Origin of the sequence: Pseudomonas floridensis (genome assembly GCF_002087235.1) — a bacterium.
In the GTDB taxonomy this organism is placed as follows: Bacteria; Pseudomonadota; Gammaproteobacteria; order Pseudomonadales; family Pseudomonadaceae; genus Aquipseudomonas; species Aquipseudomonas floridensis.
Genome location: NZ_MUIO01000092.1, coordinates 24,661 through 44,966, shown reverse-complemented (window position 1 = coordinate 44,966; position 20,306 = coordinate 24,661). Strand labels below are relative to the sequence as shown.

Sequence of the window (20,306 nt, the reverse complement as noted above, 5' to 3'; positions counted from 1 at the left end):
GTGCTTTCTCAGGTCTGGTTCAGACTTTCCTTGAGCTGCTCGCGCAAGGCGTGACGTTGCAGATAGTCGTTGTAGAAGGTGAACAACGTGAACGCGGCTATCACCACGAGGGAGGCAGCCAGCAGAATCTTGTGGCTGAATTTCAGAGATCTGGTCATGCGGGTAAGAGCCTTTCGAGTGTCTGGCGCGGGGACTTGTGGTGCGGAATCAGCGCAGGGCTTATCGGCAGGCTTGGCGACTAATGAATGCCATTTGTCATATGAAGATCTGAATGCGCGTCTGGCAGGTTTAGCCGACCAAGCGGTGGACGAGCGCTGAAAGAACCGATACCGAAACAAAAAAAACAAATAAAGAATAATCTAATATTAATATCATGATTATTAGTAATATTAGCTTATGCCAAAACAGCATTATATTTTCACTATCGATTCCTTTATGTTGCAGTTCTACGACCTACCCCTTACCCCGGATGGTACCTATCGAGATCAAGCATCTGAGCACCATGCCGCAAAGAACGCAGCCACGGCCAACAGCCTGAAACTGCCCGGCATGTCAGGGTGATTCACATCACCCCCTGTAGCAGATCGTTGGAAGGGAGTTCGACGCATGTTGCCTATCCACCCCCTTTGCCCGGTGTTCGCCATCAGCCCGGTCAGTCACGGACGCGCTGCCCCGGTTTTGTCATTTCCCGCCACTGCGCCGCCTGCCTAGCCTGAACGGCGGGCTCTGGCGCAGGCATCTTTCAGTGCTGCGGCAGAGAACCGACCCACGCAAGTACCTCTCGAGCCGCGTTGTCATGGCGACGGCGTGAGTGCCCGACTGCGCAAGCTGGATGCATGGCCGATGATGGCGGCCATTCTGGAGTGGAAATGAAACGAGTCTTACAACGTGCTCGCCAAGGCGCTTCGGCCATGGGCTTCAGCCCGTTGGCTGTTGCCATCGGAAGCATATTGCTGTCAGAACAGGTGCAGGCGCAAACCCTGCCCGTCAACGAAGGCAGCACACTGTCCGCAGTCGTCGTGACCGGCAATCGCGGTGCCGAACAACGTACCGTGGCCAGCAGCGCAGTACCGATCGACGTGGTCAGCGCCAGGCAATTGCAGAGCACAGGCAAACCCGGCCTGATGGAGGCCTTGAGCGCGGTCATTCCATCGCTGACCCTGCCGGAAAAAACCGGCTGGGACGCCAGCGGTATCGCCAGAGCCCCCAACCTGCGTGGCCTGAGCGCCGCCGAAGTGCTGGTGCTGGTCAACGGTAAACGCCGCCACACCAGCGCGACCCTGAACATCAACGGCATCAACACGGGGGCCGCGCCTGCGGATCTGGATTTCATTCCGATCAGCGCCATCGATCATGTCGAGTTGCTGCGTGATGGTGCTGCTGCCCAATATGGCTCCGACGCCATCGCCGGAGTCATCAATGTCATTCTCAAGGCCGACACCAGCGGCACTTCAGTCAGCAATGCCGGTATCGGTTATGACGGCAAGAAGCAGACGGTCCAGCAGAGCTTGAACAAAGGCTTCGAGATCGGCAACGGCGGTATCGTGCAATTGGCGCTTGATGCCCGCAGCCAGAATGACGACAACAAGGCGTCCGCCAACGGCTACACCGAAGAACAGGCGTTGGGTCTCGCAGGCAGGAGCACGTATGGCGGATACGGCACGCCCAAGACTGAATTGCTGACCTTGGGCTATAACGCCGAACTGCCGATCGATGACAGCCTGAGCCTGTACTCCTTTACGACCTATTCCCATCGCAAGGGCGAGCAGGGACAGAATTTTCGTCTGCCGACCATTACCAACACCATTACCACCGGGCCCAACGGCTACCCGGCGGGATATACGCCCACCTGGTACATCGAGGAAGACGACTTTCAGGCGGCGTTTGGCAGCAAGGGTACGTCAGGCGCGTGGGATTGGGACCTGTCCACGACCTATGGTCGCAACGAGGCCGAGCAGGGCACGTGGCATAACCAGAACCCGTCATTGGGTGAGGCGACACCCAACCATTTCAAGTCCGGCACCTGGATTGCCAGCGAGCTGACCACCAACCTGGACGTCAAGCGCGGCTTCGATATCGGCCTGCAAAAGCCGCTGGATCTATCCTATGGGCTGGAGCATCGACGCGAGGCCTATGAAGTTCAAGAGGGCGATCGGGCCTCGTACGCAAACGGCGAATATTGCGTTGCGCCGGGCGATTGCGCGTCCTCGGGCGCGCAGGTCACCAACGGTATTTCTCCGGACGAAACCGCCAGTACCTCGCGCAACAGTGTCGCCGGTTATGTCGACGCGGGATTCAATCCAGTGCCTGACTGGTACCTGGGCACCGCGTTGCGTTACGAGCATTACAACCAGGGCGTCGGCGCAACGCGCAGCGGCAAACTGACCACCCGCTATGACTTCACCCCGCAATTTGCCGTACGGGCCACGGTAAGCAACGGCTTTCGCGCGCCATCGCTGGCCAACAGCCTGTTCAGCGCCCGCTCGACCACCTACGGCATCGTCGACGGCACCTATCAGTCGATCAACTACGGCGTGCTGCCCGTCGGGTCGGGCGCAGCAAAGGCGCTAGGGGCGCAGGACCTCAAGCCCGAGCGTTCGACCAATTTCAGTCTCGGCTTCACCCTGACGCCATCGGAGCGCCTGAGCCTGACTGCCGACGCTTACGTGATCAATCTTCGTGATCGCATCACCCTGACCGGCACCTTGCTGGGCGATGAAGTGACTCAGGTTCTGCTCGATAACGGCATCAATGCAACCTCCGGTGGCCAGTACTTCATCAATGGCGCGGACACTCGCACCAAAGGCGTGGATCTGGTCAGCAATTACCGCCAGGACCTTGGCCGATATGGCTCGTTGAAATGGACGGCAGCGTTCAACTGGAACCAGACCGAGATCCTCGACTACAAGGCATCCACCTCGATTCTGGGGACTTCGTACGACTTGCTGGACCGCGAAGCGCGCAACCTGATCACCGGTGTTCAACCCAAAACCAAGCTCATCCTCGGCGGCGACTGGCGCATCGAGCGCTTTAATTTCAACCTCGCGTTGACCCGTTACGGGGCCTACAAGGAGGTCAACGCGTCCAGCGACCGCACGCTTGACCGGGTGTACGCCGCCAAATGGATCACCGATCTGGACCTGGGTTACGACCTGACCCAGGACCTGAATATTGCCATCGGCGCCAAGAACCTGTTCGACATCTATCCCAAAAAACAGGGTGTGCCCAGCAGCACCATGGTCAGCAGTTACGGAACCTATTCGCCGTTCGGTTTCACCGGGGGCTACTACTACACCCGTTTGACTTACGCCTTTTAGGACGGACGCCCGGCCAACGTCCGGTCGTCCCGCTCGACATCGAAAACCTACCGACCGTTAACGCGTGAGAGGAACCGTGCATGCCTATTGTCGCCAAACCCTTCGATCTGATCGCCGAAGTGGATCAATACCCCGTTCGCCAGCGCCGGACCAGACACGCCGTAGATCACGACACGGCCGGTCAGCTGCGGATCGTGCCCTCCCGACATCCCTGGCGCTGGGCCGGATCGATATTTGCCGCTGTGGTGCTGTTGGCGGTCGGTCATTCGCTGGCGACCAATCCGCGCTGGGAGTGGGGCGTGTTCGGCCATTGGTTTTTCTCGCCGTCCGTGTTGCGCGGCCTGGCGCAGACCTTGTTGCTGACGGTCTTGAGTACAGTGTTCAGCATCGTCCTGGGGACTGCGCTGGCGCTGGCACGTTTGTCCGGTTCTCCACTGCTGGCCGCGTTGGCGTGGGGCTACATCTGGTTCTTTCGTTCGATGCCTGCGCTGCTGGTGCTGATCATCCTCTACAACTTCGCCTACCTGTACGACCACATCGTAATCGGCGTGCCCTTCACCGATCTGATTATTGCCCAATGGTCGACGGTGGACGTGCTGAGCCAGTTCACGGTGGCGGTGCTGGGCCTGAGCCTGATGCAGGCGGCCTATACTGCCGAGATCATCAGGGGCGGGTTGATCGGCGTCGACGCCGGTCAGCATGAAGCCGCTGCTGCGCTGGGCCTGCCCGCGTCGCGTCGCGTGCTGCGGGTCATCCTGCCTCAGGCGCTGCGTTCTATCCTTCCTTCCGGGTTCAACGAGATCATCGGTCTGGTCAAGGGCACGTCCATTGTTTACGTACTGGCGTTGCCGGAACTGTTCTACACCGTGCAGGTGATCTACAACCGTACTCAGGCGGTGATCCCGCTGCTGATCGTCGCCACCGTCTGGTACTTGATCATTACCACGGTGCTTACCAGCGCCCAGTATTACGTCGAACGCTACTTTGCCAGGGGCACTTCGCGGGTTCTGCCGCCAACGCCGTTGCAAAGGCTGCGTCGCTGGTTGAAGGAGAGCGCTCATGACTGAGGCGGCTACTGTCACGCCGAAGCTGCGGGCCGGGCGAATCCGGATTCAGGGCGTGGGCAAGCGCTTTGGCAGCCAGCAGGTATTGAAAAACATCGACCTGACCATTGAGCCGGGTCAGGTCACAGTGATTCTCGGGCCTTCCGGCTCCGGCAAATCGACCCTGCTGCGCACGCTCAATCACCTCGAGAAAATCGACAGCGGCCATATCACCATCGACGGTGAATACGTCGGCTATCGGCGCAAAGGTGATCTGCTCTATGAGCTCAAGGAGCGGGAGATTCTCAAGCGTCGTATCGAAATCGGTTTCGTGTTTCAGAACTTCAACCTGTTCCCGCACCTGACCGCCTGGGAAAACATCGCCGAAGCGCCACTGGCCCACAAACGCTGGAGCAAAGCACAGGCACGCGACAACGCCTCGCAGCTGCTGGCCCGAGTCGGTCTGGCCGACAAGCTCGATGCGTATCCACGCCAGCTTTCCGGCGGGCAACAGCAACGGGTCGCGATTGCCCGTGCCCTGGCGCTGGACCCCAAAGTGCTGCTGTTCGACGAACCCACCTCGGCACTCGACCCCGAACTGGTCGGCGAGGTGCTGGACGTGATCAAGGGTCTGACCCGTCTCGGGGTCACGCTGGTGATCGTGACCCACGAGATCGGTTTCGCTCGGGAAGTAGCCGATCACGTGGTGTTTCTTTGCGACGGGCAACTGATCGAACAAGGTCCGCCAGAGCAGGTTTTTCTGCACCCACGCCATCCTCGCACCGCTGCCTTTCTTGGCAAGGTGCTGTGATTTTTCTGCCAGATCGAAGGAGTGACCGTTTATGACATTGAAAATCGCCCGAGTGGCCGCCCTGGCGTTCGCCGTCAGTCTTGCTCTGCCGGCGCTGGCCGCGCAAGGCACCGGCACACCTGCCATCCAGACATTTGATTTGAGTCCCGATCGAGCGCGCATCCATGCGCCGCGCAACGAGGCCGCCATCGCACAGATCCCTCAAGGCTTCAAGTTCGCCCACCCCGGCAAGTTCACGGTGGCCGTTTCAGGCACGGCAGGGCCGCCGCTGGCGCTGCTGGCCAGTGACGATAAAACCACTATCGGCAGCGAAGCCGATACCGCGCAACTGGTGGCCGACAGCCTGGGGCTGCAATTGAACGTGGTGCAAACCAGTTGGGAAGACTGGCCGCTGGGTGTCAGCTCCGGCAAATACGATGCGGTGATCAGCAACGTGACCGTGACCGAAGCACGCAAGAAACGTTTTGATTTCGCGACCTACCGTCAGGATGTGCTGGGGTTTTACGTCAAGAGCACCAGCCCGATCACTGAAATCAAGGAGGCCAAAGACATCGCCGGCCTGAAGATCATCGTGGGTTCGGGCACCAATCAGGAAAAGGTTCTGCTGGCCTGGAACGAATCCAACGAAAAGGCCGGTATCGCACCGGCGACCTTGCAGTACTTCGATGATCAGGCGGCCGCGCAACTGGCCGTGCAGTCTCGCCGCAGCGACGCGCTGTTCGGCCCCAATTCGATTTACGCCTACTCGGCGGCGATCACCGGCGGCATCAAGCGGGTCGGGGTGGTCAACGGCGGCTGGCCGCTCAAAGCCGACATCGCGGTGACCACCCGCAAAGATAACGGGTTGGTGCAGCCGATCAATACCGCGCTGGAAGGTGCGATCGCCGATGGCCAATACGACCAGGTGCTCAAGCGTTGGGGGCTGGATGTGGAACGTATCGACAAATCGCTTATCAACCCGCCCGGTCTGCCGGACTGACACCTATCAGGGGAGTAACGAACATGGGATTGACTCGACGTGAAGCGCTTTCAAGCCTCGCGGCAGTGGGCGGAGACAAAGCGGTCAGGGAGGCACTCGCGGTGCTGGGTCTGGGGCCTTCGTCGCACCGGCGGCCGCAAACCTTGACGCTGCAAAAGGATCTGGGGCAGGGCACCCGCGTGCTGGTGCTCGGTGCCGGGATTGCCGGACTGGTGACCGCTCTTGAGCTGAAACGGGCAGGCTTCGACGTGCAGGTGCTGGAAGCCCGCGACCGGGTGGGCGGCCGCACCTGGACACTGCGCAATGGTGATCGTGTCGACTACAAGGACGGCCGCTCGCAGACCGTGGCGTTCGATCAAGGCCTGTATTTCAACGCAGGGCCGGCGCGCATTCCGAGCCAGCATCGGACCTTGCTCGATTACTGCAGCGAACTGGGCGTGCCGCTTGAGGTGCTGGTCAATAGCAGTCACGGCGCGCAAGTTCGTCCGGACCTCAACCGGTCGGCGTTCTCTGTCGGTCAGGCCATCAATGACGCCCGTGGTCACGTCTCGGGCCTGTTGGCCACGGCCGTGCAGCGCGACGCACTGGACGACGTGCTAAGCGCCGAAGAGCGCAGCCGTCTGCTGGCTTTTTTACAGGCGTACGGCGATCTGTCACAGGAGCTGACGTACGAAGGCAGCATTCGTGCCGGTCATCTGGAGTCGGCCAGCCACCCTGGTGCGTTGCCGGGCAGCGTTGCGCCGCTGGCACTGGAGCGGCTGCTGCATCCCGAACTCTGGGGCGCCTTGCTGCATACCGAATTTCCCGAGTTTTCCGCCACCATGTTCCAGCCGGTAGGCGGCATGGACCGTATCACGGATGCCTTTTATCAGCGCCTGACCCGGCAGATACAGCTCGATGCAAAGGTAAACAGCATTCGTCAGCACCCGCATGGCGTGACCGTCACTTGGCACGATCAACGCAGTGGCCATGAGCAGGTATCGCGTGCCGATTACCTGATCTCGACTTTGCCATTGCCGCTGCTGGCCAGACTGGACACCGACTTCAGCGATCTGGTCAAAACCGCGTTGTCGAGCGCGCGCAACGATCAGGCGACCAAGGTGGCCTGGCAATCGCCGCGGTTCTGGGAAACGGATTACCGGACCTACGGCGGGCTATCCTGGATCGACCACCCGGCGCGTCTGCTCTGGTATCCGAGTAATGACCTCAATACCGCTGAAGGCCTGTTGATCGCAGGCTACGTGACAGGCGAGGGCGCTGCGGCCTTCGGCAAGCTGCCACTCGACGTACAGCACGCCACTTCACGCGAAGCCGTTGAGCTCTTGCATCCCGGTTATTCCAGACAACTGCGTCATCCGTTGGCAGTGTCCTGGGAGCAGATTCCGTTCAGCGAAGGCCCATGGCTGCAACGCGAGCACTTTGCGGCTGATGCCAGCGCTTTGCTTGAAACCGGTTACGGCCGGGTGTATTTCGCGGGCGACGGTCTGGTGCAGAGCGGCGTCGGTATCTGGCAGGAATCGGCGGCCAACTCGGCGCGTCATGTAGTTGCGCAACTGGCTGACCACGTAACCCGGCAACGCCACAGCGCAGCCATCGCGGTGTGACGCTGCACTCACCTTCGAAACATCCCGTTATCCAAGGAGCACTACCATGAGCGACAGCATTCAACGCACCAGCGTCGGCGATTTCCCGATCTCGCAAACGGTGACCGTGCCGGCCTCAGCCAGTCTGGTATTCATCAGCGGCACCTTGCCCGACCTCGCCAATCCGCAGGCTCCGGCCGGAACGCCTGCGGCCTACGGCAGCACGCAAGTGCAGACCGTTTCGGTATTCAACAAGCTGCGAGCCATCCTCAGACAGCAGGACCTGGATCTGGGTGACATCGTGCAACTGCGCATTTTTCTGGTGGGCGCTGAAGAAACCGGCGGCAGGCTCGATTTCGCAGGCCTGCAAGCAGGGTACACGCAGTTTTTCGGAACGCCTGAGCAGCCGAACAAACCCGCACGCACCGCCTTGCAGGTAGTGGCGCTGCCGTTGCCGGGCGCGTTGGTGGAAGTTGAAGCGGTCGCGGCGAGAACCGCCTAGCCGGTCTTTGCGAACACAGGGCTTCGACATGAGTTCGTCAAAGCCCTGTTGCATTTCACGTCAGTTACCACGGTTCATGTTCGCCTGATTCTCCAGCGCCGAGCCTTTCAGGTAGCGCTCCAGATTGGCCAGGAAGCTGTCGGCAATCTCATGGTGACTGTTACTGGAAATCGCCGAGGTATGCGGTGAAAGCCGAACCTTTGGGTGAACATAAAGGCGATGACCGTCCGGCAAGGGTTCGGGCTCGGTGACGTCCAGCGAAGCGAGGCCGATGCGGCCGGTATCCAGTGCCTCAAGCAACGCCTCCTGATCCAGCAGGCCGCCGCGGGCGACATTGATCAGGTGCAGACCTTGTCTGGCCTGCGCCAGTACCGCGCGGTCGACGATGTGACGGGTCGAGGCGGTCAAGGGTGCCGCCAGCACCAGATGGTCGGAGCGGGCAAACAGGTCGTTGACATCCCGCGCAACTTCCACGCCTGCGACCCCGAACGGGGTCTGGCTTTCACGCAGGGCAATGACCTTGATGCCCAGCGCATGGGCCTTGATCGCCAGGCTACGGCCAATCGCGCCAAACCCCAGAATTCCCAGCGTGCTGCCTTTGACGGGCGTCAATGCGGTAAAATTCCACTGCGAATCCTGCACCCAGATATCCGGCAGATGCTTGGCCGCCGCAAAGATCGCGGCAAGGGCGAACTCGGCGATATTCTCCGCCGCGCTGCCACGTGAGGTGCTCACAGGCGGCCCGTTGAAAAACCAGTCGGGGTAAAAGTCGATGCCCGACGACACCACCTGAATCCACTTGAGCCCGTAGGGCCAGCCGGGAGGCGCAGTATCAGGCGCCTGATAGCCGCGCACATTGATCGGTCGCGCCAGGAGAACACTGACCTGAGGGGGCAGATCACTGGGCACGCCGGTCGGCACGCTGATGAGGCGGGCACCCGGCAACATGCGCTCCAGGCGCTGCCGGATGACCTCGTTGAACTGTTCATCCAGCTGGCTGGCGATGACGAGCTGACTCATGCCAGTGCCTCGCTGTGCTCTTCCTGAGCGACGCTGGCATAACGATTGACCGGCACTTCCAGGCCAAGATGCTCACGCAGCGTGTCTCCGCTGTACTCATCACGAAACAGCCCGCGCAGCTGAAGCACCGGTACCACTAGCTCGGTAAAATACGCCAGACCGTCGGGTAACAGCGAGTTGATGATGAAACCGTCTGCGGCGCCTTGTTCGAACCAGGTCTGTATTGCATCGGCCACCTGTTCAGGGGTGCCGGCGAAATCGCGGCGCGGCCTGGAGAATTGCAGGGCAACTTCACGTAACGTCAGGCCCTCGTCTTTGGCCAGTTGCTTGATGCGGTCCGATCCGCCTTTCTGGCTGTTGGAGCCCAGATCGCCCAGTTCGGGAAATGGCGCGTCGAGTGGGTATTGGCTGAAGTCATGGTCATTGAAGGGGCGGCCAAGCGCGACGATTGCGTCCTCGATGGTCACCAGCTTCACCGCTTGCCGATAGCGGCTTTCCACCTCGGCCTCATCACGGCCAACGATCGGACGGATGCCTGGCAGAATCGACAGCGTGTCGGCGTTGCGACCAAAGCTGGCGGCGCGCTGTTTCAAATCCTGATAGTAGACACGGGCGTCATCGAACGACTCCGCGTGGACGAAGATCGCGTCGGAGTTCTGCGCGGCGAAATTGCGGCCCGCCTCGGAGGTGCCCGCCTGAAAAATCACCGGTTGGCCTTGCTTTGAGCGGGCGATGTTCAACGGGCCTTTCACCGAGAAGAACTCACCCTTGTGATCCAGCGTATGCAGCTTGCCGGGCGTGAAAAACTCGCCGCTTTGCTTGTTGTAGGCAAAGGCGTCGTCTTCCCAGGAGTCCCACAAACCCTTGACCACCGCGACGTGCTCTTTGGCGATGCGGTAGCGCACGGCATGCGGCGGATGCTCGGCCTTGCCAAAGTTGTCGGCCGTGCCGCTGAGCCAGGAGGTGACCACATTCCAGCCGGCACGCCCGCCGCTGATGTGGTCCAGCGAGGCGAACTGGCGGGCAACCTGGAAGGGTTCGGTGTAGCTGACCGTAACGGTCGCCACCAGGCCAATGTGGCGAGTCGTGGCCGCCAGCGCGGACAGAATGGTCAATGGCTCGAAGCGATTGAGGTAATGCGGGCTGGATTTTTCGTGAATGTGCAGGCTGTCGGCGATGAACACGAAATCGAGTTTCGCCGCTTCCGCCAGTTGCGCCTGCTGTTTGTAGAAGTCGAAATTCACGCTGGCATTGGTCAGGGCCTGCGGGTGCCGCCATTCGCCCCAGCCGTGGCCGACGCCATGAACCATTGCACCGAGTTTCAGTTGGCGTTGCTTGCTCATGGGTGTACTCCTGTATCAGTCGCATCATGTTCGGTAAGTCGGCCAGAAACGACCGCACAGAGGGTGACGAGCCACCGCCCGGAATTCATGGAGGGGCAGCAGCTTTGCGCGTAAGAGATGTGGGGTTTCATGACAGGCAGGCTCCAGGCGGCAGTTATCGCTAATCGTGTGCCTCCGCCTGGAGGAAGGGGTCGGTCCGGACGTCAACCTAACCGTGTAGAAATGTACTGTAAAAGTCTTTCTGGTTATATCTTAATGAACACATTATTTAACTAATGCATTTTACGAGGTGCATTGAGCAGTTTCGGATGCCACTTGTTCACGCTTCATCGACTTCACGGCAGGCAGCAGACTCAGCAAGCCTACCAGCGCCATCGCCGCACCGACCCAGAGCGGCGAACGCAAGCCATACCCGGCATCGATCACTGCGCCACCGGCCCAGCTGCCAAACGCCAGGCCTGCGGTGATCACCGAGGTGTGCAGGATGTTGACCATTGCAGCAGGTTCGGCCGCCTTCATGACCCGCGCAACCATCGCCGGGTTCAAGGCAACACCTGTCAGCCCCAGCGCGAAGAAACAGCCCAGGTTCAGCCACAGATGATCACCCGCCAAGGCGAAGCCGCCCAATGCCAGCACCATCAGGCCGAGCCCCCAAGCCAGGGCAGGAAAGGTGTAGCGATCCGCAAAGCGGCCCACGATCATGTTGCCCAGCAGGTTGGCGACGCCATAGATGGCGAGAACCGGAGCAACCAGCGTCGGTGCAATGCCGACCTCATGAATCAGGATCGGCGTGCAATAACTGAACGCTGCGAACGTGCCGCCAATGATCAGGCCGCTGGTGACGTAAGCCCCCCACAACCTTGGGTTTTTCAAACCTGCCCACTGCTGACTCAGCGGCGGTTCGCCACCTTTCTGGATGGCTGGCAGACGGCGTGTCGCCAATACGGTACACAGCATGGCCAGCGCGACGACCGCCCAGGAACTGGCACGCCAGCCGACATGCTGCTCAACCCAGGTGGTCATCGGAACGCCGATGACGGGAGAGAGCATGAGCCCGGCCAGCACGACAGACACTGCGCGACCACGGCCTTCAGGCGCAACCAGTCCGGCGCAGATGGTCATGCACAATCCGATGCACACGGCACTCGAAATTCCCATGACGATGCGTGCCACGGCAAGCACTGCATAGCTCGGGGCTGCCGCCGCCACGGCACCCGCGAGCACGTAACACGTCAGCAGCCAGACCAGTGCGCGTTTATTGCTGATGCCTCTGGAGAGCAGGAGCACCGTGACCGGCGGACCACCCAGCGCCATGCCCAGCGCATAGTAAGCAATCAGGTTACCGACCTGCGCCAGGCTGACGGAGAAGGCGTCGGCCAGCGCGGGCATCATCCCTGCAACCATGAACTCGGCAGTAACCAGGGAAAAGATCGTCAAACCCAGCAGGTAGACGGTTGGAGGCAATGTGGAGCGGGTAGTCATCAGCGTCTCGGGCGGGGGAAAAGGTCGGTCACGGTAGGGAATGTTGACCGGCTGGTCAAATCGACATCAGGCATATTGTTATTCGCTGTGCGTAATGCTGACGCAAGCCGCTGAAACAGGACAGGTCAGCCGAAAACCCCGTAACGCCTTTGTTGAGCACCTTGTGGGTGGCATGGCTATACAGCCAATGACGCGGCTGAAAGCTCGTCATTTTGTGCAATCTGTCGATCCGATCCGGCAAAAAACAGGCACCGCTGCGCAGCATAATTCGCTCATTCAAATCACCCAGTGGATGAGCCCATGACCTCGTTGTTCTCACCTTACACACTCAAAGGCGTAACCCTGCGTAACCGCATAGTGGCGTCGCCGATGTGTCAATATCAGGCAGTCGACGGAGCCTTGAACGGTTGGCACAAGACCCACTACGAGACGCTCGCCAAAGGCGGGGCAGGTCTGGTGATGGTTGAAGCCACCGCCGTCAATCCCGAAGGAAGAATCACACCGGGTGACGCGGGACTGTGGCATGACTCGCAGCTTGCCGGCTTCGCCGATGTCGCGTCGTTCATCAAAGGCGCAGGCGCCGTTCCTGGCATTCAGATAGGTCATGCGGGCCGCAAGGCCGGGTGCACGCCGCCCTGGCTGGGTGGTGCTCCGCTCGTTGAGTCCGGTGCAGAAGGCTGGCAGCCGGTTGCACCCAGCGCGTTGCCGTATATGCCTGATTCTTCCTACGTTCCCGACGCGATGACTGTGGATCAGATTGTTGCGGTCCAGAATGACTTCGCGAACACCGCCGTGCGCGCACTCAGCGCTCGGTACGAATGGCTGGAACTGCATTTTGCCCATGGTTTTCTCGGCCAAAGCTTCCTGTCGCCAACAGCCAATCATCGTTCGGATCACTACGGCGGGTCGCTGGCCAATCGTGCACGGTTTCTGCGCGAAACGGTCGCTGCTGTAAGGCGCGTCTGGCCGGCGAATCTGCCGCTGGCGGTGAGATTTGGCGTGGTCGATTTTGCCGATGACCTTGAGGCGTCGATGGCAGAAGCACGCCAGGTGCTTCGCTGGCTGAAAGACGACGGGGTCGATTTCATTGACTGCTCGCTGAGTCTCGTGGTCCCCAGCGAGCCCGTGCCTTGGGGGCCGAACTTTCTGGTGCCGTTCGCAGAGCGCGTAAAAACTGAAACGGGCTTGCCGGTCAGTGCCAGCTGGATGATTACCCAGGCCAGCGAGGCGGATGAATTCATACGCAGTGGCGCACTCGACCTGGTCTGCTTCGCACGCACGCTTCTGGCCAATCCTCACTGGCCGTTCCTGGCAGCACGCGAGTTGGAGGTCACTGACCCAGCCTCGGTATTACCGACACCTTACGCCTACTGGTTAAAAAACTGGGCGGAGTGATGGCCCCTGACGCTTGTGCGTCCTGCCAAAAACTGCGCCTTGCCGATTGTCGTGCCGAGCTTTCTCGAGGGGGGATCCGTGAGTACTTCAATACATGAAACGGGGTTCAACCAGTCGATGGAAATACTCGCCAGTGTGCAGACTTCAGCGCAGCTGGTCGAGGCATTGATGGCGCAAGTGGATCGTTTCACCAGCAGGCACGCAGGGTTCGTGGGGTCGCGCATACAGATTGGCGAACACGAAGGCGAGGTTCACCTGCAGCTTTTCTGGTTGACCAAAGAGCACGGCGAGCAGGCCCTGGCCTGCCCGGTGGCCGGGGAAACCGATCTGCTTCAGTTCGTGCGTGATTTCCAGGTCCGCCAAGTCATCTTTCGGACAAGTGTTGCATTTCCCGGCGCGCCATCCGCTCTGTAAAGCGCGGCCATACCCTCGTCGGATCGGGCAATAAACACCGCCGATCAGGCAATTCCAGCCCTGACCGACCGCGCATACTTGCGCCAGACCTTAACGGAGAGGCCATCATGGCAGACCGCAATAGACTTCAGCTCAACGTCAATGGGCAGTCAAAGGCTTTTGAGCTTGAGTCGCGCACGACATTGCTCGACGCGCTTCGCGAGCATGCCTTTCTGCCCGGCACCAAAAAAGGTTGCGACCACGGCCAGTGCGGCGCCTGCACCGTGCATGTGAACGGCGAGCGGGTCTTGAGCTGCCTGACCCTCGCTGCGCAGGTTGATGGTTACGACGTCACGACCATTGAAGGCCTGGCCCAGCCTGACGGTACGTTGCACGCGGTCCAGGCTGCGTTCGTCGAGTTCGATGCTTTCCAGTGCGGCTTTTGCACGCCAGGTCAGATCATGTCAGCCGTCGCCTGCATTCGCGAAGGTCATACGGGTTCGGATGACGAGATCCGGGAGTACATGAGTGGCAACCTGTGTCGCTGCGGCGCCTACCCTCATATCGTCACCGCCGTGCGGACCGCTGCAGCGAGACTGCAAGGAGTGAAGGCATGAGAGCGTTCGACTACATTCGTGCTCCTGATATCGACAGCGCATGCCAGGCTGGCGGCCTACCCGAAACCCGCTTTCTGGCGGGTGGCACCACCTTGCTGGACCTCATGAAATGCGGTGTGGAGCGTCCGGCTCGTCTGGTCGACATCAGCCGTCTGCGCGGGCTTGACCAGATCACGGTCGATGAGCAAAAGGTTCATATCGGCGCATCGGCCAGGATGAGCCAGGTCGCGGCCCACCAGCGGATTCAGACTCAGGCACCGGTGCTGAGCGAAGCACTGTGGCGTGCGGCATCTGCGCAATTGCGCAACATGGCGTCGATCGGCGGCAACCTGCTGCAACGCACACGGTGTACGTATTTTCGTGACCCGGCGGCTTATCCAGCTTGCAACAAGCGCAATCCGGGATCGGGTTGCGCGGCGCTGGACGGGTTCAATCGAAACCATGCAGTGCTCGGCGTGAGCGACGCCTGCATCGCAACCTATCCTGGCGACCTGGGAGTGGCCCTGGTGGCGTTCGATGCCAGAATTTCTATTCATGGCGTGACAGATCGTCAAGTGGTCGCCGACGACTTCTTCCGACCGCCGGGCACGCGTCCGGACATTGAGCACGATTTGCAGAACGGCGAAATGATCGTCGCGGTGGACGTGCCCGTAGTGCCGGCATTGAAACGCTCTCATTACCTGAAGGTTCGTGATCGTGCGTCTTATGAATTCGCTGCCGCCAGCGCGGCGGTCGGTATCGAATTCGAGGCCGATGGTCGCACCCTCAAGGATGTCCGTATCGCCCTGGGCGGCGTCGGAACCAAACCGTGGAGAGCGCGAGAGGTCGAGCAAGCGTTGATCGGGCAACCCCTGTCCGAAAAGCGGGTGCGTGATGCCGCACTTCACGCGGTCGATGGCGCTCAAGCGCGTGAACATAACGGCTTCAAGATCGTTCTGGCTCCGCGCGTGGTCGCCCGGGCATTGATGACAGTGGGAGGCCTGGCATGAACGATCTCTTCAACCCCGATGTTCATCGACGCACGTTGCTGAAGACCGCTGCCGCAGGCACCGCTGTCGCGGTATCGGGACTGGCATTTAATCCGTTGACCGGCCACGCTCAACCGCTGACGGTCAGACAACCCAACGGCTCGATTGGAGAACGCGCGCCCAGACAGGACGGCGGACTCAAGGTCCGAGGCGAAGCCCGTTACGCCATCGAGCAAGTCATCGATGGCATGCTTTACGGTGTTGCGGTCCAGTCGACGATTGCTGCCGGACGGATTACCGCAATTGACACGCGCCAGGCTGATGCCTCGCCGGGTGTCATTGCCATTTACACCCACTTCAACCCGCTCGCGATTCAACCCGCGACGCCGTTTATCAAGGGCGGCGCAGCCACCGAGAATTTCACGCCGTTGCAGGATGATCGGGTGCGCTGGAATGGTCAGCACATTGCCCTGGTCGTGGCGCAGACTTTCGAGCAGGCCACTGAAGCGGCGAGTCTGCTCAAGGTCAGCTACGAACCGACTCGCGCGATCATCAACCCCGACGACGCCGAGGCCAAACCCCAGCCCATAGATGATCTGCAAGCCAAATGGGGCGATGCCCTGACAGCCATGGCGTCGGCTGCGGTGAAGGTCGAAGGTATCTATTCCACGCCCCGCGAATACAACACGCCGATGGAACCCCACGCGTGCATCGCGCAGTGGCAGCAAGATACGCTCACCGTTTACGAATCAAGCCAGTGGGTAGGCGGGGCGCGCGCGGTTATCGCGCAGTGGATGGGGCTCGATATCGCCAGGGTCAGAGTCGTGTCGCCGTTCATTGGCGGCGGTTTCGGCTGCAGGGTGGCTCCGCATCCGCATGTGGCCATGACTTGCGCTGCGGCCAAGGCGCTGGGCCGTCCGTTGAAAGTGTCTTTGACGCGTCCGCAGACCTTTACCGGTTTCGGTGGACGACCACGGACCAGCCAGAAGCTGGCACTGGGCGCGACTGCGCAAGGCATACTGGTCTCGGTGCTGCACGAGGGCTGGAATGAAACGGCCATAGACGATATCCATCTTGAGCCGACCACTTCGGTCACGGCACTGATGTATGCCACGCCCAATATGCTTGCTCGTCATAGCATCATCCCGGTAAACACGGTCAACCCTGGCTGGATGCGCGCGCCGGGCGAGAACATCAGTACCTATGCCCTGGAGACGGCAATGGACGAATTGGCTGGTGAACTGGGCATCGATCCGATCGACTTGAGGCTTAGAAACTGGGCTGCAGTTGACCCGAAAGCCAATATCCCGTGGACCACCCGTCGGCTACGCGAAGGGTATATAGCAGGCGCCAACGCGTTTGGCTGGGCGCAGCGTAATCCGCAGCCGCGTTCAATGCGCAAAGGCCGTGAATTGATCGGCTGGGGCATGGCCGCGGGTACTTACCCGGTGTGGCGCACGCCGGGTGAAGCCAGAATCGTCATCCATCGTGATGGGCTGATTGAAGTGCTCAGTGGCGGCACGGATCTGGGCACCGGTACGTATACGATTCTGGCGCAAACCGCAGCGCAAGTGCTCGATGTGCCGACGGGCTCAGTCCGGGTGAGACTGGGCGACACCGACTTGCCCAGGGCCCCGGTCGCCGGGGGATCCCAGTTGGCCAACAACCTCACCGGGGCGGTTTACAAAGCGGCAAAAGTGGCCCGTGCCGAATTGCTCAGGGTGGCGACCACCCACCCTAAATCGCCGTTGCACGGTATGGATGTGGCCAACCTGGTGCTCAAGAACGGTCGAATCAAACCGTCACAGCGGCCCGGGGATGGTCTCTCTCTGGGGGATCTGTTGAAAGCGGTTGGCAAGGAGCGTTTCGACATATCGACCGATACCTTCAAGGCCGGGGCCACAGAGGCGGATCGGGATGCCGCAGCGCATGGGTTCAGTCAGATGCTGTTGCCCACTACGGGTGGTGTTTCAGCCCACAGTTGGGGCGTGCATTTCGTCGAAGTGAGGGTCGACGAAGACTTCGGCACCATAAGGGTCAAACGCATGGTGGCGGCTTTTGACAGCGGGCGGGTCTACAACCCCAGGCTCGCCGAAAGCCAGTGGATGGGCGGCATGATCATGGGCATCGGTCAGGCCCTGTTTGAAGAGGGGCATATCGATCCGCGTGACGGCAGGATCGTCAACGCCAATCTGGCCGATTATGTGCTGCCGGTGAATGCGGACGTTCCAGAGATCATCACCCTGGATGTCGGTGTGCCTGATCTGCAAGCCAGCGCACTGGGCGGTAAAGCGGTAGGCGAGTTGGGAATCGTGGGGGTGGCGGCGGCGATTGGCAACGCGGTGTATCACGCCACTGGGAAGCGCATTCGTGATCTGCCCTTCACAATGGACAAACTGCTGACATGATCGGTACATACGCCCTGCAAGCGGGTTCTGCGAGAGCACGCCATGAATAGCCTGGACCTCCAAGTGGTTCAGCAGGCTTCAGCCTGGCTCGAGCAAGGGCAGGGTGTCTGGCTATGCACGGTTCTGTCCACGTTCGGCTCCGCGCCCCGTGGTCCAGGTGCCCTGCTGGTCGCGCTGGAGCGCGGACAGTCCGTCGGCTCACTGTCCGGCGGCTGCGTCGAGGATGATTTCCTGGAGCGGCTCGGTCGCCGGGAGTTTGAGAGAGTCAGTCAGATCGTTCGCTACGGAGAGGGTGGCCTGGCTCCAAACCTGGCGTTGCCCTGTGGCGGCGTGCTGGACGTGTTGGTCGAATATTTCGAACCTGACTGCGCAAGTCTCGAACACTTCAGCAGGCTGTCGGGCGCGCTCCAGGGCCATCGACTGATCGTGCGTCAGGTGACCTTGGGATCGAGTCAGGCGCACATCATCCCGGCAGATGAGGGGTGTGCGCCCGTCAGGGTACACGCCGATGCCGTTTACCTGCGCATGGGCGCGGCTCAACGGTTGCTGATCGCAGGCTTGTCACCGGTTGCGCAGTTCTGTGCCAGTTTTGCAGTGTCGCTGGGGTACGAGGTCATCGTTTGCGACCCTCGCCCTGAAGTCGTATCAACGTTCAAGCTCCCCGGCGTCACGCTGATCGACACACTCCCGGCGGCTTACATCGCTCGACACGGCTGTCACGAAGCGACCGCCATCGTTGCGCTGACTCACGATCCTCGGCTGGACGACCTGACGCTGCTGGAGGCCGTCAGGACCAAAGCGTTCTACATCGGTGCCATGGGCTCAAAACGAACCAGCGAAAAGCGCATGGAGCGGATCAGGCGCATCGGTGGCCTGAACGACGATCAGGCACGTCGCATTCATGCGCCCATTGGGCTAAACCTAGGTAGCAAAACGCCTGCAGAAATCGCGCTGGCGGTAATGTCCGACATCGTTCGGGTACGTAATGGCGTTGCCACAAACGCACTTTAGTCGTGTTGAATCCGGAAGAAAGATGATGAACTCAGCCTCTGTACATTTCCCTGCTGGCAACGACACAAGTGTTCTGGCTGAGCGCGCGGCGCGGCTGCTGCGCAGCGACGGCGATCATTTCAGTGACATACCCGGCCTCAGTTTCCATCGTCGCAGTGCGGCAACCGTGCCGTTGCACTGCATCTACGGACTGGGTCTGGGCCTGACCCTGCAAGGTGGCAAGCAGGTCATGGTCGGTGAAGACGTGCTGTCCTATGGTCCAGGCCAATCCATGGTCACCAGTGTCGATATTCCCGTCATTGCAAACGTGACCAAAGCCAGTTCCGCGCATCCCTTTCTGGGCATGATCCTGACCTTCGACAGTTCCATGGTGGTGGGCGTGGCAGAGCGACTGAAATTATCTCAACGAATGAAGGACGAAGAGTTTCGTCCAATTACCGTCCATGCGCTGGACGCGAACATCCTGCACGCACTCGAACGTCTGGCAGGTCTGCTGGACGAACCCTGTCTGATCAAGAGCGTTGCTCCGCTGATCATCGAAGAAATCGTGATTCGCCTGCTCAGCGGTGCCCACGGCCGTCAGTTGCTACACATTGTGAGCGCAGGGTCGCCCAGTCAGCAGATCGCCAGAGCGGTTTCGTGGCTGAAAGTCAATTTTCGGCAATCACTCAAGGTCGATGACCTGGCCGCGTCCGCGTACATGAGCCCATCCACGTTCCGCCAGCATTTCCGTGCCGTTACCGGCATGAGCCCCTTGCAGTATCAGAAGCAGCTCAGGTTGCAGGCAGCCCGCCAAATGATGCTCAGCCAGAACGTGGACGCCAGCAGTGCTGGCGGACTGGTCGGCTATGAAAGTTCTTCTCAATTCAGTCGCGAATACAGCCGACTGTTCGGCGAGCCGCCGCAACGCGACATCAAGCGCATGCGGTTGCTTTAAGCCCACAGAGCGCCTTGAAATGCGCATCAGGCACTGCGAGTGGGCCATTCCCTGGCCATTAACGGTTTCAGCGATTTCTCAACATTTCATTCATCCATCCGATCATCCAGCTCAACGGATCACGTGACAGAAAGGGAAGAAACGGCTTTCCCTCTCTCGCGGCCATCCGGCCCTGTAACTCACACTCGATATGAATCCACAGAGTGTTTTGCTTGAATCCGTCTGCGCGTTGACGCTCCCTGTAAATGCGCTGCCTCCTGAGCGCATCAGCCTGCTTCGGGTTGTCGGGCATGGAACACCTGATTGAAGTTCACTGCATGGATGAGGTGTATCGGCCAGTCCCGAACGATTGAACGGTTGCAGATACGCACGCCATATTCACAGGAAGGCAATGGCTTCAATACACCGATCCAGCGGCTTTCTTGCCTGATCTGATGGAGGATTTGACGCTGATGACTCACCGCAGGCTTTGGGCGTGCTGGCTGAGTGAAAAGCGA

At 60.2% G+C, this 20,306-nt stretch carries 19 protein-coding genes; 14 read left to right on the top strand and 5 right to left on the bottom strand.

Going from position 1 to position 20,306, the window contains the following annotated elements; translation table 11 throughout:
* Positions 1 to 8: 8 nt before the first annotated feature.
* A complete protein-coding gene (locus BZK31_RS30645; RefSeq protein WP_415639688.1) occupies positions 9 to 158 on the bottom strand; it encodes a hypothetical protein in 150 nt (49 codons plus the stop codon).
* Positions 159 to 869: 711 nt separating this feature from the next.
* Between BZK31_RS30645 and BZK31_RS21630 the strand changes: the two genes are divergently transcribed.
* The 6 genes from BZK31_RS21630 (at position 870) to BZK31_RS21605 (ending at position 8,235) form a co-directional block, all read left to right on the top strand.
* A complete protein-coding gene (locus tag BZK31_RS21630) occupies positions 870 to 3,317 on the top strand; it encodes a TonB-dependent receptor plug domain-containing protein (protein ID WP_083185291.1) in 2,448 nt (815 codons plus the stop codon).
* Positions 3,318 to 3,397: 80 nt separating this feature from the next.
* Entirely contained in the window at positions 3,398 to 4,384 is a 987-nt protein-coding gene (locus BZK31_RS21625; RefSeq protein ID WP_083185289.1) for an amino acid ABC transporter permease, read from the top strand.
* Positions 4,377 to 5,171 (top strand): amino acid ABC transporter ATP-binding protein, encoded by a 795-nt coding sequence (locus tag BZK31_RS21620; protein ID WP_083185287.1) that lies wholly within the window; start codon positions 4,377 to 4,379, stop codon positions 5,169 to 5,171. The genes BZK31_RS21625 and BZK31_RS21620 overlap by 8 nt, the downstream gene beginning before the upstream one ends.
* A gap of 31 nt (positions 5,172 to 5,202) precedes the next feature.
* Entirely contained in the window at positions 5,203 to 6,150 is a 948-nt protein-coding gene (locus BZK31_RS21615) for an ABC transporter substrate-binding protein (protein WP_083185286.1), read from the top strand.
* Between the two features lie 23 nt (positions 6,151 to 6,173).
* Complete coding sequence (locus BZK31_RS21610) at positions 6,174 to 7,754, top strand: flavin monoamine oxidase family protein (RefSeq protein ID WP_083185284.1); 1,581 nt, start codon at positions 6,174 to 6,176, stop codon at positions 7,752 to 7,754.
* A gap of 46 nt (positions 7,755 to 7,800) precedes the next feature.
* On the top strand, positions 7,801 to 8,235 hold the full coding sequence (locus tag BZK31_RS21605) for a RidA family protein (RefSeq protein WP_083185282.1): 435 nt from the start codon (positions 7,801 to 7,803) through the stop codon (positions 8,233 to 8,235).
* Positions 8,236 to 8,295: 60 nt separating this feature from the next.
* Here BZK31_RS21605 and BZK31_RS21600 read toward each other — a convergent pair whose 3' ends face one another.
* From BZK31_RS21600 to BZK31_RS21590, 3 genes are all read right to left on the bottom strand, one after another.
* Positions 8,296 to 9,255, bottom strand: a complete 960-nt coding sequence (locus BZK31_RS21600) for a D-isomer specific 2-hydroxyacid dehydrogenase family protein (protein WP_083185280.1) — start codon at positions 9,253 to 9,255, stop codon at positions 8,296 to 8,298.
* Complete coding sequence (locus BZK31_RS21595) at positions 9,252 to 10,598, bottom strand: LLM class flavin-dependent oxidoreductase (protein WP_083185278.1); 1,347 nt, start codon at positions 10,596 to 10,598, stop codon at positions 9,252 to 9,254. The genes BZK31_RS21600 and BZK31_RS21595 overlap by 4 nt, the downstream gene beginning before the upstream one ends.
* Positions 10,599 to 10,880: 282 nt before the next feature.
* Positions 10,881 to 12,080, bottom strand: coding sequence for an MFS transporter (locus BZK31_RS21590; protein WP_083185276.1), 1,200 nt, complete (start codon positions 12,078 to 12,080; stop codon positions 10,881 to 10,883).
* 40 nt (positions 12,081 to 12,120) lie between these two features.
* Here BZK31_RS21590 and BZK31_RS29530 point away from each other — a divergent pair, with 40 nt between their 5' ends.
* The 8 genes from BZK31_RS29530 to BZK31_RS21550 all read left to right on the top strand — a co-directional run bounded on the left by BZK31_RS29530 (position 12,121) and on the right by BZK31_RS21550 (position 19,809).
* Positions 12,121 to 12,384 (top strand): hypothetical protein, encoded by a 264-nt coding sequence (locus tag BZK31_RS29530; RefSeq protein ID WP_157900776.1) that lies wholly within the window; start codon positions 12,121 to 12,123, stop codon positions 12,382 to 12,384.
* Positions 12,381 to 13,475, top strand: a complete 1,095-nt coding sequence (locus BZK31_RS21580) for an NADH:flavin oxidoreductase/NADH oxidase (RefSeq protein WP_083185272.1) — start codon at positions 12,381 to 12,383, stop codon at positions 13,473 to 13,475. The genes BZK31_RS29530 and BZK31_RS21580 overlap by 4 nt, the downstream gene beginning before the upstream one ends.
* 78 nt (positions 13,476 to 13,553) lie before the next feature.
* Entirely contained in the window at positions 13,554 to 13,889 is a 336-nt protein-coding gene (locus BZK31_RS21575) for a hypothetical protein (RefSeq protein WP_157900775.1), read from the top strand.
* A 107-nt stretch (positions 13,890 to 13,996) separates the two neighbouring features.
* A complete protein-coding gene (locus tag BZK31_RS21570; RefSeq protein ID WP_083185268.1) occupies positions 13,997 to 14,485 on the top strand; it encodes a (2Fe-2S)-binding protein in 489 nt (162 codons plus the stop codon).
* On the top strand, positions 14,482 to 15,474 hold the full coding sequence (locus BZK31_RS21565; RefSeq protein WP_083185266.1) for an FAD binding domain-containing protein: 993 nt from the start codon (positions 14,482 to 14,484) through the stop codon (positions 15,472 to 15,474). The genes BZK31_RS21570 and BZK31_RS21565 overlap by 4 nt, the downstream gene beginning before the upstream one ends.
* A complete protein-coding gene (locus BZK31_RS21560) occupies positions 15,471 to 17,861 on the top strand; it encodes a xanthine dehydrogenase family protein molybdopterin-binding subunit (RefSeq protein WP_083185264.1) in 2,391 nt (796 codons plus the stop codon). Before BZK31_RS21565 ends, BZK31_RS21560 begins: the two co-directional genes overlap by 4 nt.
* Before the next feature lie 42 nt (positions 17,862 to 17,903).
* Positions 17,904 to 18,872 carry an XdhC family protein gene (locus tag BZK31_RS21555; RefSeq protein ID WP_083185262.1) on the top strand — a complete coding sequence of 323 codons (969 nt, stop codon included), beginning with the start codon at positions 17,904 to 17,906 and terminating at the stop codon, positions 18,870 to 18,872.
* Between the two features lie 25 nt (positions 18,873 to 18,897).
* Positions 18,898 to 19,809 (top strand): AraC family transcriptional regulator, encoded by a 912-nt coding sequence (locus BZK31_RS21550; protein ID WP_083185307.1) that lies wholly within the window; start codon positions 18,898 to 18,900, stop codon positions 19,807 to 19,809.
* A gap of 67 nt (positions 19,810 to 19,876) precedes the next feature.
* On the opposite strand, the gene BZK31_RS21545 is transcribed toward BZK31_RS21550, so the two are convergent.
* Positions 19,877 to 20,101 carry a hypothetical protein gene (locus tag BZK31_RS21545; RefSeq protein ID WP_083185260.1) on the bottom strand — a complete coding sequence of 75 codons (225 nt, stop codon included), beginning with the start codon at positions 20,099 to 20,101 and terminating at the stop codon, positions 19,877 to 19,879.
* Positions 20,102 to 20,306: the final 205 nt, after the last annotated feature.

Bases quoted from the DNA above. Each gene is read 5' to 3' on its own strand.
- BZK31_RS21620 (WP_083185287.1), top strand. From the start codon at position 4,377: ATGACTGAGGCGGCTACTGTCACGCCGAAGCTGCGGGCCGGGCGAATC.
- BZK31_RS21550 (WP_083185307.1), top strand. From the start codon at position 18,898: ATGAACTCAGCCTCTGTACATTTCCCTGCTGGCAACGACACAAGTGTT.
- BZK31_RS21615 (WP_083185286.1), top strand. From the start codon at position 5,203: ATGACATTGAAAATCGCCCGAGTGGCCGCCCTGGCGTTCGCCGTCAGT.
- BZK31_RS30645 (WP_415639688.1), bottom strand. From the start codon at position 158: ATGACCAGATCTCTGAAATTCAGCCACAAGATTCTGCTGGCTGCCTCC.
- BZK31_RS21565 (WP_083185266.1), top strand. From the start codon at position 14,482: ATGAGAGCGTTCGACTACATTCGTGCTCCTGATATCGACAGCGCATGC.
- BZK31_RS21630 (WP_083185291.1), top strand. From the start codon at position 870: ATGAAACGAGTCTTACAACGTGCTCGCCAAGGCGCTTCGGCCATGGGC.
- BZK31_RS21610 (WP_083185284.1), top strand. From the start codon at position 6,174: ATGGGATTGACTCGACGTGAAGCGCTTTCAAGCCTCGCGGCAGTGGGC.
- BZK31_RS21545 (WP_083185260.1), bottom strand. From the start codon at position 20,101: ATGCCCGACAACCCGAAGCAGGCTGATGCGCTCAGGAGGCAGCGCATT.
- BZK31_RS21570 (WP_083185268.1), top strand. From the start codon at position 13,997: ATGGCAGACCGCAATAGACTTCAGCTCAACGTCAATGGGCAGTCAAAG.
- BZK31_RS21580 (WP_083185272.1), top strand. From the start codon at position 12,381: ATGACCTCGTTGTTCTCACCTTACACACTCAAAGGCGTAACCCTGCGT.
- BZK31_RS21625 (WP_083185289.1), top strand. From the start codon at position 3,398: ATGCCTATTGTCGCCAAACCCTTCGATCTGATCGCCGAAGTGGATCAA.
- BZK31_RS21595 (WP_083185278.1), bottom strand. From the start codon at position 10,598: ATGAGCAAGCAACGCCAACTGAAACTCGGTGCAATGGTTCATGGCGTC.
- BZK31_RS21560 (WP_083185264.1), top strand. From the start codon at position 15,471: ATGAACGATCTCTTCAACCCCGATGTTCATCGACGCACGTTGCTGAAG.
- BZK31_RS29530 (WP_157900776.1), top strand. From the start codon at position 12,121: ATGTTGACCGGCTGGTCAAATCGACATCAGGCATATTGTTATTCGCTG.
- BZK31_RS21555 (WP_083185262.1), top strand. From the start codon at position 17,904: ATGAATAGCCTGGACCTCCAAGTGGTTCAGCAGGCTTCAGCCTGGCTC.
- BZK31_RS21590 (WP_083185276.1), bottom strand. From the start codon at position 12,080: ATGACTACCCGCTCCACATTGCCTCCAACCGTCTACCTGCTGGGTTTG.
- BZK31_RS21600 (WP_083185280.1), bottom strand. From the start codon at position 9,255: ATGAGTCAGCTCGTCATCGCCAGCCAGCTGGATGAACAGTTCAACGAG.
- BZK31_RS21605 (WP_083185282.1), top strand. From the start codon at position 7,801: ATGAGCGACAGCATTCAACGCACCAGCGTCGGCGATTTCCCGATCTCG.